The 15,346-nt window shown below is 65.5% G+C and carries 15 protein-coding genes; 11 read left to right on the top strand and 4 right to left on the bottom strand.

Features of this window, described 5'->3' with window-relative positions; all coding sequences use genetic code 11:
* Window positions 1–66: 66 nt before the first annotated feature.
* Window positions 67–1,041 (top strand): YihY/virulence factor BrkB family protein, encoded by a 975-nt coding sequence (locus ASC83_RS01885; protein WP_109790948.1) that lies wholly within the window; start codon window positions 67–69, stop codon window positions 1,039–1,041.
* A 315-nt stretch (window positions 1,042–1,356) separates the two neighbouring features.
* Window positions 1,357–2,148, top strand: coding sequence for a glycine zipper 2TM domain-containing protein (locus tag ASC83_RS01890; RefSeq protein WP_056057725.1), 792 nt, complete (start codon window positions 1,357–1,359; stop codon window positions 2,146–2,148).
* An 88-nt stretch (window positions 2,149–2,236) separates the two neighbouring features.
* Here the strand turns inward: ASC83_RS01890 and ASC83_RS01895 are convergent, their stop codons facing one another.
* The 4 genes from ASC83_RS01895 to fdxA all read right to left on the bottom strand — a co-directional run bounded on the left by ASC83_RS01895 (window position 2,237) and on the right by fdxA (window position 5,432).
* Window positions 2,237–3,424 carry an amidohydrolase family protein gene (locus tag ASC83_RS01895; RefSeq protein WP_056057155.1) on the bottom strand — a complete coding sequence of 396 codons (1,188 nt, stop codon included), beginning with the start codon at window positions 3,422–3,424 and terminating at the stop codon, window positions 2,237–2,239.
* 68 nt (window positions 3,425–3,492) lie between these two features.
* Window positions 3,493–4,209, bottom strand: a complete 717-nt coding sequence (locus ASC83_RS01900) for a TetR/AcrR family transcriptional regulator (RefSeq protein WP_056057157.1) — start codon at window positions 4,207–4,209, stop codon at window positions 3,493–3,495.
* 50 nt (window positions 4,210–4,259) lie between these two features.
* Window positions 4,260–5,036, bottom strand: coding sequence for a ferredoxin--NADP reductase (locus ASC83_RS01905; RefSeq protein ID WP_056057159.1), 777 nt, complete (start codon window positions 5,034–5,036; stop codon window positions 4,260–4,262).
* 66 nt (window positions 5,037–5,102) lie between these two features.
* The gene (fdxA, locus tag ASC83_RS01910; protein ID WP_056057161.1) at window positions 5,103–5,432 is read right to left on the bottom strand and encodes a ferredoxin FdxA; all 330 of its coding nucleotides are present in this window, start codon (window positions 5,430–5,432) and stop codon (window positions 5,103–5,105) included.
* A 175-nt stretch (window positions 5,433–5,607) separates the two neighbouring features.
* Between fdxA and ASC83_RS01915 the strand changes: the two genes are divergently transcribed.
* The 9 genes from ASC83_RS01915 (at window position 5,608) to pncA (ending at window position 15,297) form a co-directional block, all read left to right on the top strand.
* On the top strand, window positions 5,608–7,227 hold the full coding sequence (locus ASC83_RS01915; protein WP_056057163.1) for a hypothetical protein: 1,620 nt from the start codon (window positions 5,608–5,610) through the stop codon (window positions 7,225–7,227).
* Between the two features lie 152 nt (window positions 7,228–7,379).
* A complete protein-coding gene (locus ASC83_RS01920) occupies window positions 7,380–8,300 on the top strand; it encodes a UPF0280 family protein (protein ID WP_056057165.1) in 921 nt (306 codons plus the stop codon).
* 21 nt (window positions 8,301–8,321) lie between these two features.
* Entirely contained in the window at window positions 8,322–8,963 is a 642-nt protein-coding gene (locus tag ASC83_RS01925; RefSeq protein ID WP_056057167.1) for an amino acid synthesis family protein, read from the top strand.
* Window positions 8,964–9,019: 56 nt separating this feature from the next.
* A complete protein-coding gene (locus ASC83_RS01930) occupies window positions 9,020–9,604 on the top strand; it encodes an amino acid synthesis family protein (RefSeq protein ID WP_056057169.1) in 585 nt (194 codons plus the stop codon).
* Window positions 9,605–9,684: 80 nt separating this feature from the next.
* On the top strand, window positions 9,685–10,896 hold the full coding sequence (locus ASC83_RS01935) for an ABC transporter substrate-binding protein (protein ID WP_056057171.1): 1,212 nt from the start codon (window positions 9,685–9,687) through the stop codon (window positions 10,894–10,896).
* A 167-nt stretch (window positions 10,897–11,063) separates the two neighbouring features.
* Window positions 11,064–12,971, top strand: a complete 1,908-nt coding sequence (locus ASC83_RS01940) for an ABC transporter permease (protein WP_056057173.1) — start codon at window positions 11,064–11,066, stop codon at window positions 12,969–12,971.
* Window positions 12,968–13,750, top strand: a complete 783-nt coding sequence (locus ASC83_RS01945) for an ABC transporter ATP-binding protein (RefSeq protein ID WP_056057175.1) — start codon at window positions 12,968–12,970, stop codon at window positions 13,748–13,750. Before ASC83_RS01940 ends, ASC83_RS01945 begins: the two co-directional genes overlap by 4 nt.
* A gap of 2 nt (window positions 13,751–13,752) precedes the next feature.
* Entirely contained in the window at window positions 13,753–14,496 is a 744-nt protein-coding gene (locus ASC83_RS01950) for an ABC transporter ATP-binding protein (protein WP_056057728.1), read from the top strand.
* A 75-nt stretch (window positions 14,497–14,571) separates the two neighbouring features.
* Complete coding sequence (pncA, locus tag ASC83_RS01955) at window positions 14,572–15,297, top strand: bifunctional nicotinamidase/pyrazinamidase (RefSeq protein WP_056057733.1); 726 nt, start codon at window positions 14,572–14,574, stop codon at window positions 15,295–15,297.
* The last annotated feature ends 49 nt before the right edge of the window (window positions 15,298–15,346 follow it).

Genomic DNA, 15,346 nt, shown 5'->3' on the forward strand with positions numbered 1-15,346 from the left:
GGCGGATGGCTGGGGCCGCCTCCAGGCCTTACGCTCGCGGGGATGACCGCGCCCCCTCCGTCCCTGATGGCGACTTCGCTTGCCCGCATCGCCCAGCCCCTGTTGCCCCTGTGGCGCCTGGTGCAGCCGTTCTGGCGCGCCGCGCAGATGTGGCTGGACGCCGATGGGCTGCGCATGAGTGCGGCCATGTCGTTCTACGGCATGCTGAGCCTGGCGCCCCTGCTGCTGTTGCTGGTGGGCGTGCTGGGCTGGTGGGTGGACCGCAGCTACCTGGAGAGCAGCCTGGTCGCCCAGGTGCAGTCGGTGATGGGCCAGCAGGTGGCCGATGTGGTGCGCCAGGCCATGGCCAGCGCCCAGGCCCCGTCCGAGGGGCGACTGGCATCGGCCATCGGGTTTGTGGTGTTGGTCTCGGGCGCCACCGGGGTGTTTGTGGAGTTGCAGTCGGCGCTGGAGCGGCTGTGGCGCCGGGATGGCTACACACCTCCCCAGCGGGCCGCGTGGTGGCGCATGGCGTCGCTGCGGCTGCGGGGGCTGGCTTATGTGCTGGCGCTTGGCTTTTTGCTCATGGTGTCGCTGGCGCTGTCCACGCTGATCCACCTGTTGGCGGGCTGGGCGGGAGAGCGGCTGACCGTGGCACACCTGCCCACCTTGGCGCCCCTGGCACCGTTGCTGCAGGTCGTCAACGAAGCCATTGCCTTCGGGTTTGCGGTGGCCCTGTTTGTGGGGCTCATGCGCATCGGCGCGGGCCCCAAGCCGTCGCTGCGCTACCTGGTGATGGGCGCCGTGGTGGGGGCCACACTGTTCACGGTGGGCAAGCAGCTGCTGGCGTGGTACCTGTCCACAGCAGCCGTGGTGTCGGCCTATGGTGCGGCGGGTTCGCTGGTGGTGCTGCTCATGTGGATCTATTTTTCATCGGCCATCCTGCTGTTTTCTGCCAGCTGTGCGCAGGCGCTGGAGCAGGCCTTGCACCCCGGGCCACGCCGACCGGTGGGCTGGGCCCGGTGGACGGCTGCGGCCCGCGCGCGGGTGCAGGAGCTGTAAATGTTGGCAACAGCGCACAACAAGCCGGGGCCAGCGCGGCGCCCGGATCGTTCGGGCCGCTGCGATGGTGCCCGTTGCGCTGCCGGGCCGTGCGGGCAGGGCCCATATGCGGGGCCTGGCGTCGCAAGTGCTGGCCAAGGTGGTTTACCGCTGCTTACTGCCGCTTACAAACCGGCCACACCGCAGCGCCCCCCGCTGTGTACCTTTGCACCATCCAGGCCGTTGAAACACCACGGCTCCATTCCGTAGCGGACATGCAGCGCACATCTACCTGCCACCCCTGTGGATTTCTCCGACATGAACAAGGACATGACCATGAACCTGACAGTTTCTTCTCCTGCCTCGCCCGTACCCGCTGCAGCCCCCGCCGGACCGGCTCTGAAATGGATGTGGGCGGCCATTGGCGCGCTGGGCGTGAGCGTGCTGGCCTTGGGTGCCACCCTGGTGATGCAAAACCGCACGCCCTCGGCAGCCGATGCGACAGCCCCCGCCGCCCTGGCGGCGGCCCCCCGCACGCCCGAATCCGAGATCATTGAAGAAAAACGGGCCCAAGCGCCGGTTGTACCTGCCCAGAATGCTATGAATAACGGAGCAAACTACCGTCCGCAGACCGGCGGCAGCGCAGGCCGGTCCGGTGACATGGCGGGTGGTATGGCCCCCGGGGGCGCTGCCCAGCCCGTGCGTGCTGCAGCCCCTGTGTGCCGCAGCTGCGGCCGTGTCGAATCGGTGCAGGCGGTTCAACAAGCTGCCCCCGCCACGGGCGTGGGCGCCGTGGCCGGCGGTGTGCTGGGCGCCGTGGTGGGCAACCAGATCGGCAAGGGCAGCGGCCGCACCGCTGCCACCGTGCTAGGTGCCGTGGGCGGTGGTTATGTGGGCCACAAGGTCGAAGAGCGCACCCGCACCCACACGGTGTACCAGGTGGCGGTGCGCATGGAAGACGGCTCGCTGCGCCACTTCCAGCGCGCTGAACCCACTGCTGTGGGCACGCCCGTGGTGCTGCAGGGCAAGGGCTTCCGCGTGGACCAGGGCGGCTCGGCCCGTGCTGCAGACCCCTATGCACAACCGCAGCCCCAGCCGGGTGCGGTGCGGGTGTCGGACACCTACTGAGCCCGGCAGTCGCTTCCCCCAAAAAAAGCCCGCAAACGCGGGCTTTTGTTTTGTTCAGCCGTTGGCTGGGTGCCGCTTGGCGGGCGGGTTACAGCACCACCGGGATCTCGGTCGCAGGCGGGGTGTTGCGGCTGCGTCCACAGCGCACCAGGCCGTCGATCATCACCATGCCAATGCCCGGGATGTCGCCCAGCTGCACGCTCTCCAGCAGCGTGGCGCCGGCGGTGTGCTGGGCGCGGTCCATGAAGACGAAGTCGGCCGCGCGGCCTACCTCGATCAGGCCGCAGTTCAGGTTGCGCATGCGCGCCGTGTTGCCCGTGGCAAAGCAGAACACCAGCTCGGCGGGGATGTCGGCGAAGCTGGAGATCAGCGCAATCATGCGCAGCATGCCCAGCGGCTGCACGCCCGAGCCGGCCGGACCGTCGGTGCCCAGGATCACGCGGTGCGGGCACTTGAGCTCGATGGCGGCGCGCGCGGCCTGGATGGCAATCTTCTCGTTGCCGTTGTGCACCAGTTCGATGGCGCGCGACGACTTCTCGCACAGCTCGCACACATGCTTCCAGGGCAGCGAGGTGTGGCCGCCGTTGATGTGGCCGATCACGTCGGCATCGGCCTCCAGCACCACGTCCTTATCGATCAGGCCCGAGCCCGGGATGGACGGGCCGCCCGTGTGGATGGTGCTCTGGATGCCGTGCTTGCGCGCCCACGCCACCATCTGCTGGGCCTCGTAGCCCGCCTTGACGGAGCCCAGGCCCACTTCGCCCAGCAGCGTCACGCCGGCGTCGGCCAGGTCCTTGAAGTCCTGCTCGGTCATGCCTTTCTCGATGACCGGGGCGCCTGCAATCACCTTCACGCCGCCGGGGCGGAAGTTGTCGAACGAGCGCTGCGCGGTGATGGCCAGCGCCTTCAGGCCCACGATGTCCTTGGGCCGGCCGGGCAGGTGCACTTCACCGGCCGAGACCATGGTGGTCACGCCGCCGTTCATGGTCGAGTCGATCCAGCCGATCTGGTTCTGGCGCGGCGTCCAGTCGCCAAACACGGGGTGCACATGGCTGTCGATCAGGCCCGGGGCGACGCAGGTCTGGCGTGCGTCGATCACGGTGTTGGCGTGGTCGGTGTCGCAGTCCTTGTAGCGGCCCACGGCCACGATGAGGCCGTCATTCACCACGATGGTGTCGGCGTCGAGGATGGGGTGGTCCAGGTCGCCCGACAACAAAAGACCAATGTTCTGGATGACGACCTTGCCCGATTTGCTGCCTGCTGCTGCTTCTGCCATGGATTCTCCTCGTGGGGTGGTGGGCGGGGCACCACGCGGCACCCCGCAGGGAAAAATCTCTTGTTGATTCAGGCCGCTGCCCTGCCCTTGGGCAGGCTGGGGCCGGGTGCCACGGTGCGCAGCACGCTGTCGATGACGAAGGATTCCCAGTGCGCCAGCGCGTCGGGCGTCTCCAGGTCTTCGCCCAGAAAGGCCGACAGCGTGTGCCGGTTAGACATGTAGAAGTAGCCCGTGGCGGCGATCAGCAGGTACACGTCGCGCGCCGACACGTCCTTGCGGAACAGCCCTTGCGCCTGGCCGCTCTCCAGCACGCGGCGGATCACCTCGATGGCGGGCGACGAGTATTCACGGGCGCGCATCGACTTGGAGATGTGCTTGCCCTTGTGCAGGTTCTCGGTGTTGAGCAGCGTGATGAACTCGGGGTTCTTGCGGTAGTAGCCCACCACAAAGCGGATCACCGCCTGCAGCGCCTCCACCGGCTTGGCGGTGTCCAGGTCCAGTTTGGATTCCGCGTCGTTCATGCGCCGGTAGGTTTCCTCCAGCACCTCGATGAACAGGCCTTCCTTGCTGCCGAAGTAGTAATAGATCATCCGGTCGAAGGACTTGGCCGCCTTGGAGATCTTCTCCACGCTGCCGCCTTCGTAGCCGTAGCGGGCGAACACCTTGGTCGCCGCCTTCAGGATGTTGTCGCGCGTGGTCTGTGCGGCCTGCTCGCGCACGCCCGTCTTTCGGGCAGAGGCAGCGCGGGTGGACGCGGTCCGGGTCTTGGTGGGAGTGGCAGACATGGCGGGTCCTGGTGGATGAGGCGGGCCCCGGTAAGGGGGCCGCCGGGGGATCACTGCTCTGCGAACGCGCGCTCGATCACGAAGTCGCCGGGCTTCGTGGTGTTGCCTTCCTTGAAGCCACGCTCTTCCATCATGTGCTTGAGGTCGCGCAGCATTTCGGGGCTGCCGCAGATCATCACGCGATCTTCGGCGGGGTTGAGTGCGGGCAGGCCCAGGTCGCGGGCCATCTGGCCGTTTTCGATCACGGTGGTCACACGGCCCTGGTGCTTGAAAGGCTCGCGCGTCACGGTGGGGTAGTACTTGAGCTGCTTGGTGACCATCTCGCCCAGGAACTCGTGTTGTGGCAGCTCCTGCGTGATGTAGTCGTGGTAGGCCAGTTCCTTCACCTCGCGCACGCCGTGCACCAGGATGACTTCCTCGAATTTCTCATAAGTCTCGGGGTCGCGGATCAGGCTCAGGAACGGGGCCACGCCCGTGCCGGTGGACAGCATGTACAGGCGCTTGGCGGGCAGCAGGTAGTCGATCAGCAGGGTGCCAGTGGGCTTCTTGCCGACCACGATGGTGTCACCCACCTTGATGTGCTGCAGGCGCGAGGTCAGCGGGCCGTCGGGCACCTTGATGGACAGGAACTCCAGGTGCTCTTCGTAGTTGGGGCTCACGATGCTGTAGGCGCGCAGCAGGGGTTTGCCGTTTTCGCCACGCAGGCCAATCATCGTGAAATGCCCGTTGGAGAAGCGCAGCGCGGTGTCACGCGTGGTGGTGAAGGAGAAAAGGCGGTCCGTCCAGTGGTGGACCGTCAGGACGCGTTCGTCAAGAAAGGCGCTCATGGTGCGTTAGATGGAAAAGTTGGAAGCAAATAAGGAATTTGGCTGAAGAGCAGGGCCCTGTGCGCTCTACAGCGCAATGTTCAGGCCTGAAAGCTTGTGGCTCACAACCCTCCATTGTTCCGCATCTGGCAAAGCCGCTTTTCTTTTGGTGATTGTGGGGAGCGTGGGCGCCAGCTTTTTGTTGAACTGCAGAAAGATTTCCATGCCTTCGGGCAGGTCGTCTTCGGCATAGATGGCGTTGGCCGGGCACTCCGGAATGCACACAGCGCAGTCGATGCATTCGTCCGGGTCAATGACCAGGTATTCCGGCCCTTCCTTGAAGCAATCGACAGGGCACACATCGACGCAGTCGGTGTACTTGCACCGAATGCAGGCGTCTGTCACAACGTGCGTCATTTTGGGGCTCCTTATGCACCATTTTTGGGGGCGCAAAAACACCATTGCAGAGTCTGATCGATTCCGCTACATTGACATCGAATGTAGTGTTCACAACATTTAAGTTAAGTGAATGCTACACAAAATGCAATGCGCGTACAAGCACTTGCCACAATGCAATGAATGGGCCGCCACGATGACTGAACACACCAAGACCGACGGGCTACCTGGCATGGATGCGCCGGATCTGCCGCAGGTGCTCGAGCGCGCCCGGCCGCGCAACGAGCGCATGAACGCTGCCAAGGTCGAGTGCAATGCGTGCCCGGTGCTGTGCCAGATTTCCGAAGGCCGCGCAGGCGCTTGCGACCGCTACGCCAACCACGCGGGCGTGCTCGTGCGGCTGGACCCGGTGGTGCTGCTGCGCAAGACCCTGGAGGCGGGCGAGGCCACGCTGGTGCCGTTTGCGGGCCGCGCCCCGGCTGCACAAGACGCTGAGACCGCAGTGGCTTCAGAACCCGCATGGAACGGTGACCTGCTGCTGTCTGAAGAGGTGTTCGTGACGGGCGTTGGCTCGTCCACCACCTACCCCGACTACAAGCCGGCGCCCTTCATCGTGGGTTCCCAGACCGATGGCGTGGACATGGTCACCGTGGTCACCGAGGGCATCTTCAGCTACTGCAGCTTCAAGGTGAAGATCGACACCGACCGCTTCCTCGGCTCCGAGCAGGCCAACGTGCGCTGCAAGGGCGAGGTGGTGGGCCATGTGACCACTGCAGAGTACGGCTCGCAGATGCTGTCGCTGGGCGGTGTGCACCACCTCACGGGTGGCACCAAGAAAGAAGGCCGCATCACCGCCGAGATGATGCAGGCGTTGGGCAACAAGCAGGCGGTGGAGTTCACCATCGACGGCGGCTCGCAGCTCGTGATCCAGGCGGGGCGTGCGCCCATCGTCAACGGTGTGGCTGAGCAGCGCATGCGCGTGGGCTGCGGCTCTGCGGCCATTGGCATCTTTGCGCGCCAGTTCTTCGGCCATGCGGACGAGGTGGTGGTGGTGGACGACCACATCACCGGCGTGCTCACAGAGCACCAGGCGGGTCGTTGCCTCGACATGAAGCCTTCGGGCATTCAGATGCGCGGGCGCAAGTCCACACCGGGCCGTTACTTTCAGGTGGCCAACCCGGGCACCGGCTGGGGCGGCACCGACATTGCCGACCCGCTGTCCATCATCGAGGGCTGGGACGAATCCGTGGCCTGGCCGGGGCTGCGCTTGTTGATGACCTCCACCACCGGGGAGCATGCCTCCTGGTACGTGCTGGACGCGCAACTCCATCCGGTCGAGGCCGAGATGCCCGCCGAAGTGCGCCGCATCGTGGACCGCATCGGCGAAAACTGCGAGCCCTCGCTGGCGTCCGTGCTGTTCCTCGGCGGTGCTGGCGGCAGCCTGCGCGCAGGGGTCACCGAGAACCCGGTGCTGCTCACCCGCTCCATCAAGAACGCGCTGGTCAATGTGACCTGTGGCGGTGCCCCTGCCTATGTATGGCCTGGCGGCGGTATCACCGTGATGGCTGACGTGCTGCGCATGCCGGACAACAGCTTTGGCACCGTGCCCACCCCCGCCATCGTGGCGCCCATCGAGTTCAGCATGCGCCGTGCGGACTATGAAGCGCTGGGCGGGCACACCGAACAGATTCGCAGCCTGCGCGACGTGCTGGAGCGCGGTGCGTGGCACAACGATGGTGCACCGCAGGCGCGCGTGTGGCAGACCTTGCCCGCCGCCAATCCGTGGCCGCTGGGTCGCCCACCTCTGCTGGGTTGATATGAAGCACCCCCTGAGTCGCTTTGCGCCTTCCCCCTCCAGGGGGACGACACCCTCGCTGCGGGGCGGCCCTTGCTCGGCGTCTCTGGCGGGGGCCGCGCCGGTGTTTACGGCTGCCGGCGGTGCGCCCTGCGGTGAGTACTGAAACGCACATGCAAGCCGCTCGCAAGCTCCTGTCCGATGGCCGCTGGCATTTCCAGCATGGTCCGATGGACCTCATCCTCCAGGCCGAAGGGGCGCGCGACGCCGTGGCCCAGGCGCACGAACGCGCGTGGCAACGTTTTGAAGGGCTGCTGCAGGAGCTGGTGAATGAACTCCCCGGCCTGCGGGCGCCGGTGGGTGCGCACTGCACGTTGCAGGGTGTGGTGGCGCGCCGCATGTGGGCCGCCTGCAGTCCCTACCGCGCAGGCTTCATCACATCGATGGCGGCGGTGGCGGGTGCAGTGGCGCAGGAGATTCTGGCCTGCTACGAGCAGCCGGGCATAGACCGCGCCTGGGTCAACAACGGCGGCGACATTGCGCTGCACCTGGCGCCCGGCCAGTCGGTCACGGTGGGGGTGTACGCTGACATCGCCGCACTGAATGCGGCACAGTTGCGCAACGGTTTGGTGCTGGATGGGCAGATTCGCATCGACAGCGCCATGCCGGTGCGCGGTGTGGCCACCAGCGGCTGGAGGGGGCGCAGCCAGTCGCTGGGCATTGCGGACAGCGTGACGGTGCTGGCGCGTTCGGCGGCGCAGGCCGATGCGGCCGCAACCATCGTGGCCAACGCGGTGGATGTGGCCGATGCGCGGATTGTGCGCAGGCCCGCGTGGCAGGTGCGGGACGACAGTGACCTGGGGGCCATTCCTGTCACCGTGGATGTCCCTGCCTTGCCCAGGGAGCTGGTGGCCCGGGCATTGCACCAGGGGCTGCAAAAAGCGCAAGAATTGCAGTCCAGCGGCCTGCTGTGGTTTGCGCTGCTGGCGTGCCAGGGGCAGTTCGTGGCGACCTCGGCGCCCCAGGCGCTGGCGGATGCGGTATGGCCCCGGGATCCGGCGGTGGAATCGGAAGTTGGTTCAGTATTTGCTTAACGAAATGCACAGGTCTCCAGAATGATCCAGATACGACGCGTTTTCACCCATCTTGAGGAAATCCGGCACGAATTCGGGCCGGTGGCCGACGTGCCGCTGCTGCGTGGCGCCATTGGCGCGGTGCTGACCAACCCCTTTGCGGGACGGTACGAGCCCGACATCCTCCCCATGATGGACGAGCTGCAGGACGTGGGGCTGGACATGGCCCAGCGCCTCCTGAAGGCCATGGCGGTGCCTGCCGAGCGCATCGAGACCTATGGTAAAGGCGCCATCGTGGGCGCGGCCGGTGAGCTGGAACACGGCGCGCTGTGGCATGTGCCCGGCGGCTACGCCATGCGCGAACTGCTGGGCTGGAAGGGCGACCGCAACGCCTACGCCAAGGGCCAGGCCGAAGAGAAGACCGGGCAGCCCGCGAATGCGCTGTCCATCGTGCCCTCCACCAAGAAAGTGGGCGGCCCCGGTGCAGCGCTGGATGTGCCGCTGACCCACATCAACGCCAGCTACGTACGCAGCCATTTCGACGCGATCGAAGTGCGTGTTCCGGGCGCGCCATCCGCTGATGAGATCGTGTTCATACTTGCCATGACCACGGGCCCGCGCATCCACGCCCGCGTCGGAGGGCTCAAGGCGGCAGACATCAGCCAGTGGAACGGCCTGCGCTGAGCCGCCCGCCGACCCGCACACCAATCGAACAAGACAAGATCCCAAGGAGCCAAAAAATGCCAGCCAAGATTCGAAAGATCATCGTCCAGACCGACGAGGTCCGCGTGGAAATGGGGCGTGACGTTCAGCCCCCGGTGCGCAAGGCGCTGGCCATGGCCGTGATCGAGAACCCCTTTGCCGGACGTTATGTGGAAGACCTGGACGAACTCATCGCCATCGGTGAGGAGCTGGGAGGCCTTCTGGGCGCCCGCTGCGTTCAGGCCCTGGGCATTGCCCCGGGCGATGCGCACAGCTACGGCAAGGCCGCCATCGTGGGCGAGGCGGGCGAGCTGGAGCACGCCGCCGCCATCCTCCACCCCAAGCTGGGCGCACCACTGCGTGTGGCTGTCGAGAAGGGTGCCGCGTTGGTCCCATCCAGCAAGAAGATGGGCGGCCTCGGCACGGCCATCGACGTGCCCCTGGGCCACAAGGATGCGGCTTACGTGCGCAGCCATTTCGACGCCATGGAAGCCCGTGTAGCCGATGCCCCGCGGGCCAATGAAATCGTGGTGGCCGTTGTCGTGACCGACAGCGGGCGGCCGTTGCCACGTGTCGGCGGCCTCACGGCCTCTGAAATAAAAGGCGTTGACGGCCTGCGCTGAGCCCGGCGCGCGTACAACACACACCTGTCCTGTCTCACCCCCGTTCGATCTCTCTCCAACCATCCTTCAGGAGTCTCCCCATGACGATGCGACGAAACCTCATGCGTGCCACGGCTGCGGCTGCATTGGCCCTTACCCTGGCCCCTGTTTTTGCCCAGGGCGTGATCAAGATTGGCGAGGTCAACAGCTACAAGGCGCAGCCTGCTTTCCTGGAGCCCTACAAGAAGGGCATGGAGCTGGCGGTCGATGAGATCAACGCTGCGGGCGGCGTCAATGGCAAAAAGATCGAACTGATCACGCGCGACGATAACGCCAACCCTGGCGACGCCGTTCGTGTGGCCGAAGAGCTGGTGTCGCGCGAGAAGGTCGATGTGCTGGCTGGCACCTTCCTGTCGAACACCGGCCTGGCGGTGGCCGACTTCGCCAAGCAGAAGAAGTTCTTCTTTCTCGCAGGCGAGCCGCTGACCGACAAGATGACTTGGCAAGGCGGCAACCAATACACGTTCCGCCTGCGTCCTGGCACCTACATGCAGGCCGCCATGCTGGTACCCGAGGCCGCCAAGATGAAGAAAAAGCGTTGGGCCGTGGTCTACCCCAACTACGAATACGGGCAGTCTGCCGTGGCGGCTTTCAAGCAACTGCTCAAGGCCGCCCAGCCCGACGTGGAGTTTGTGGCCGAACAAGCCACACCACTGGGCCGGGTGGATGCCGGCAGCGTGGTGCAAGCACTGTCGGATGCCAAGCCCGACGCCATCTTCAACGTGCTGTTTGGCGCGGACTTGTCGAAGTTCGTGCGCGAAGGCAACACGCGCGGCCTCTTCAAGGGCATCGAGGTGGTCAGCGTGCTGACGGGTGAACCCGAGTACCTGGACCCCCTGAAAGACGAAGCCCCCAACGGCTGGCTGGTAACCGGCTATCCCTGGTACGGCATCAACACCCCCGCACACAAGGCGTTCGAGCAGGCGTACCAGGCCAAGTTCAAGGACTACCCGCGCCTGGGTTCCGTGGTGGGCTACAGCATGATCAAGTCGGCTGCGGCCGGTATTGCCAAAGCCAAGAGCACCGACACCGACAAGCTGGTCGCTGCCTTCAAGGGACTGCAGGTGGACACCCCGTTCGGCAAGATCACCTACCGGCCTGAAGACCACCAGGCCACCATGGGTGCGTTTGTCGGTCGCACCAAGAACGAAGGCGGCAAGGGCGTGATGGTGGACTACGTCTACCTCGATGGTGCCGATGCCAAGTACCAGCCGTCCGCTGCCGACGTGAAGAAGTCGCGAAGCGCTGATTGATTCCCTTAGGAGTCTGAGGCGCCTGCTGCGCCTCGGTCCCAGCAGACGCTACCGGCAGTCCGGCACAGCCGGATTTCTGGTGGCGCTGGCGGGGGCGCGCCTGGCTTCTTTCATGTGCTGCGAGCGATGCGCAACACGGGTGGTGATGACTTGAGGGTTTTTCGAACATGAGTTTTTCGGGTTTCATCGTCCAGCTCATCAACGGGTTGGCGAGCGCGTCGTCGCTGTTCCTCGTGGCGGCGGGTCTGTCGCTGATCTTTGGCGTCACCCGCATCGTGAACTTTGCCCATGGCTCGTTCTTCATGGTGGGCATCTACGTCGCGTACTCGCTGGTCGAGCGCCTGAGCGGTGCCCTGGGCTTCTGGGTGGCCTTGCCGCTTGCCGCGCTGATCGTCGGCGTGCTGGGGGCGCTGATCGAGGTGGTGCTGCTGCGCCGCATCTACAAGGCGCCCGAGCTGTTCCAGCTGCTGGCCACGTTTGCACTGGTGCTGGTCATCAAGGACGCCGTGCTGTGGCTCTGGGGCCCTGACGAACTGCTGGGCCCGCGCGCGCCGGGCCTTTCAGGCTCCGTGAGCCTGCTCGGGCGGCAGTTTCCCAGCTACGACCTGTTCCTCATCGTGGTCGGTCCGCTGGTGCTGGGTGCGGTCTGGCTGCTCCTCACGCGCACCCGGTTTGGCACGCTGGTGCGTGCCGCTACACAAGACCGCGAGATGGTGAGCGCCCTGGGCGTCAACCAGGCCTGGTTGTTCACGGCCGTGTTTGCGCTGGGCGCGATGCTGGCCGGGCTGGGTGGCGCACTGCAACTGCCGCGTGAGCCCGCGACGCTGGAGATGGACCTGCACACCATCGGTGCCGCCTTCGTGGTGGTGGTGGTGGGTGGCATGGGCTCCATTCCGGGCGCGTACGCCGCCGCCCTGCTGATCTCCGAGATCAAGGCCATCTGCATCTGGCTGGGTGTGGTCGATGTGTTTGGCCTGAGTGTGTCGTTTTCCAAGCTGACCCTGGTGGTGGATTTTCTGGTGATGGCGGTGGTGCTGGTCTGGCGCCCGTGGGGCCTGTTCGGTAGGCCGCAGGCGCCCAGCCGCTACGTGGGCATGCAGGAGGAGCCGTTGCGTCGGCCTGGCAGGGCCTACCTGGTGGCGGCCGCCGTGCTGGGCCTGCTGCTGGCGGCAGCCCCGCTGCTGACCGCGCAGTCGCCGTACACCACGGTGTTGCTGATTGACCTGCTGATCGCAGCGCTGTTTGCGGCCAGCCTTCACTTCATCATGGGGCCTGCGGGCATGCACTCCTTCGGCCATGCCGCCTACTTCGGGCTGGGCGCCTATGGCGCGGCCCTGCTGGTGCGCTCGCTCGGGCTACCGATGGAGATCGCACTGGTCGTGGCGCCGCTGGTGGCCGCCGCCGGGGCGTTTGTCTACGGCTGGTTTGCGGTGCGGCTGTCGGGTGTGTACCTGGCCATGCTGACGCTCGCCTTCGCCCAGATCACCTGGGCCATCACCTACCAGTGGGACAGTTTCACGGGGGGCAGCAACGGCCTGACCGGTGTCTGGCCTGCGGCCTGGCTGGCAGACAAGCGCATGTATTACTGGCTCACGCTGGCACTGGTGGGGGCAGGCGTGTGGTGGCTGCGCCGCGTGCTGTTCTCGCCGTTTGGCTATGCGCTGCGCGCGGGGCGCGACTCTGTGCTGCGCGCCGACGCCATCGGCATCGACGTCAAGCGCATGCAGTGGGCGGCGTTTGTGGTGGCGGGCACGGCTGCAGGGCTGGCAGGGGCGCTGTATGCGTTCTCCAAGGGCAGCATTTCGCCGGAGTCGCTGGCCGTGGGCAAATCGGTGGACGGGCTGGTGATGGTGCTGCTCGGCGGCATCCAGACGCTGGCGGGCCCTGTGGTGGGTGCGGTCACCTTCACCTGGCTGCACGACACCGTGGCGCGCAACACCGACTACTGGCGCGCCATGCTGGGCGCCATCATCCTGATCCTGGTGCTGCTGTTTCCGCAGGGCATCGCGGGCACCATCAAACAGATTTTTGACAACATGCGCGACGCCAAGAACACCAAGGAGGGCGCAGCATGAGCCTCCTCAAAGTCACCGGTCTGGGCAAATCGTTTGGCGGCGTCAAGGCGGTGGATGGCATCCACTTCGAACTGGCGGCTGGCGAGCTGCTGGCACTCATCGGCCCCAACGGCGCGGGCAAGTCCACCACGTTCAACATGGTCAACGGCCAGCTGCCTGCCGATGCAGGCTCCATCCAGCTCAACGGGCAAGAGCTGGTGGGCCGCAAGCCCCGCGACATCTGGCGCATGGGGGTGGGCCGCACCTTTCAGATTGCCGAAACCTTTGCATCGCTGACGGTGGTGGAGAACGTGCAGATGGCACTGATCTCCAACGACGGCCTGCTGTTCTCCTTATGGCGCAGAGCTGCCGACCACAAACGCGAAGAAGCTCTGGCGTTGCTCGACCAGGTGGGCATGAAGTCGCAGGCCGACCGGCCCTGTAGCGTGCTCGCCTATGGCGATGTGAAGCGCGTGGAGCTGGCGATTGCCATGGCCAACAGTCCCAAGCTGCTGCTCATGGACGAGCCCACCGCCGGCATGGCGCCCAAGGAGCGCAACGAACTCATGGCGCTGACCAAGCAGCTGGTGATCGACCGCAATATGGCCGTGCTCTTCACCGAGCACAGCATGGACGTGGTGTTTGCCTATGCCGACCGCATGATCGTGCTGGCGCGCGGGCGGCTGATTGCCGAGGGCAAGCCGCTGGAGTTGCGCGACCACCCCAAGGTGCAGGAGGTCTACTTCGGCACCGGCAAGACGTTTGAGAAGAAAGCCGCAGCCAATGCGGAGGCGGCATGACCATGACGACCCACAACCCCAAAGAACTGCTGCTCCAGGCCAAGGGCCTGCAGGCCTGGTACGGTGCCGCGCAAATCCTGTACGACGTGGACCTGGACGTGCGCCGGGGCGAAGTGGTTGCGCTGATGGGCCGCAACGGCGCAGGCAAGTCCACCACGCTCAAGACGCTGATGGGTATGCTGGCCAAGCGCAAGGGCAGCATCCAGTTCATGGGCAAGGACCTGTCCAAAACCGACCCGCACGACGCTGCCCGTTTGGGCCTGGGCTTTGTGCCCGAAGACCGCCGCGTGTTCACCGACCTCACGGTGATGGAGAACCTGGAAGTGGGCCGCCAACCCGCCCGCACCTGGCCCGACGGCACAGCCGCCCCGGTGTGGACGCCCGAGCGCCTGTTCAAGCTCTTCCCCAACCTGGGCGAGATGCCCCAGCGCCCCGGTGGGCGCATGAGCGGCGGCGAACAGCAAATGCTCACCGTGGCCCGCACGCTCATGGGCAACCCCTACCTGGTACTGCTGGACGAGCCCTCTGAAGGTGTGGCGCCCGTCATCGTGGAGCAGATGGCGCACATGATCCTGGAGCTGAAAGAGCAGGGCGTGAGCATCCTGTTGTCCGAGCAGAACATGCACTTTGCCGAGCTGGTCTCCGACCGCGCCTATGTGCTCGAAAAGGGCCAGATCCGTTACCAGGCCAGCATGGAAGAGCTGGCCGCCAACGAAGAGGTGCGGCGCGCCTACCTCAGCGTGTGAAGAAGAAGTTCCCCGGCCCTGGCCCTACCGGGCCATGGCCGATGTGTCAGTGCGTTCCCAACCGGAGTGTTCACCATGCAAACTGCGCAACGTCGTCGCTTTCTTCTTCAATCGGCCGCGCTTACCGTGGCCGGGGCCAGCTTCCCCGCAAGCTGGGCGGCAGGCAAGATCAAACCCGGTGAGCGAGCGGCGCTCATCGTGGTCGATGTGCAGAACTGTTTTGTCCCCGGCGGCACGCTGCCCGTGGCCAAGGGGGATGAGGTGGTGCCCGTCATCAACCGCATTGCCACAGCGTTTGAAAACGTGGTGGTCACGCAGGACTGGCACACCCAGGGCCACGCCTCTTTTGCCAGTGCTCACGCGGGCAAGAAGCCGTTTGAAACCACCAAGCTGAGTTACGGCCAGCAGGTGCTGTGGCCCGACCATTGCGTGCAGGGCACCGACGATGCCGCCCTGCACAAAGACCTCCAGGTGCCCAAGGCCCAGGTGATCCTGCGCAAGGGCTTTCACCAGCATGTGGACAGCTACTCGGCCTTTGAAGAGGCCGACCGCAAGACCTCCACCGGCCTGGCGGGCTACCTCAAGCAGCGTGGCATCAAGACCGTATTTGTCACCGGCCTGGCCACCGACTTCTGCGTGGCGTGGACGGCGCTGGACGCCAAACGCCTGGGCTTCGAAACCTATGTGGTCGAAGATGCGACCCGCGCCATCGACCTCAACGGATCGCTCGACGCGGCCTGGAAAAACATGAAGGCCAAGGGTGTCAAACGCATCCAGTCCAGCGACATCGATGTCGCCTGACGGCGCACCGCCCCGGTGCTTCGGCGCCGGGGTTTGACGGATTCACAAC

Origin of the sequence: Acidovorax sp. Root402, from assembly GCF_001425125.1 — a bacterium.
GTDB lineage: Bacteria > Pseudomonadota > Gammaproteobacteria > Burkholderiales > Burkholderiaceae_C > Acidovorax > Acidovorax delafieldii.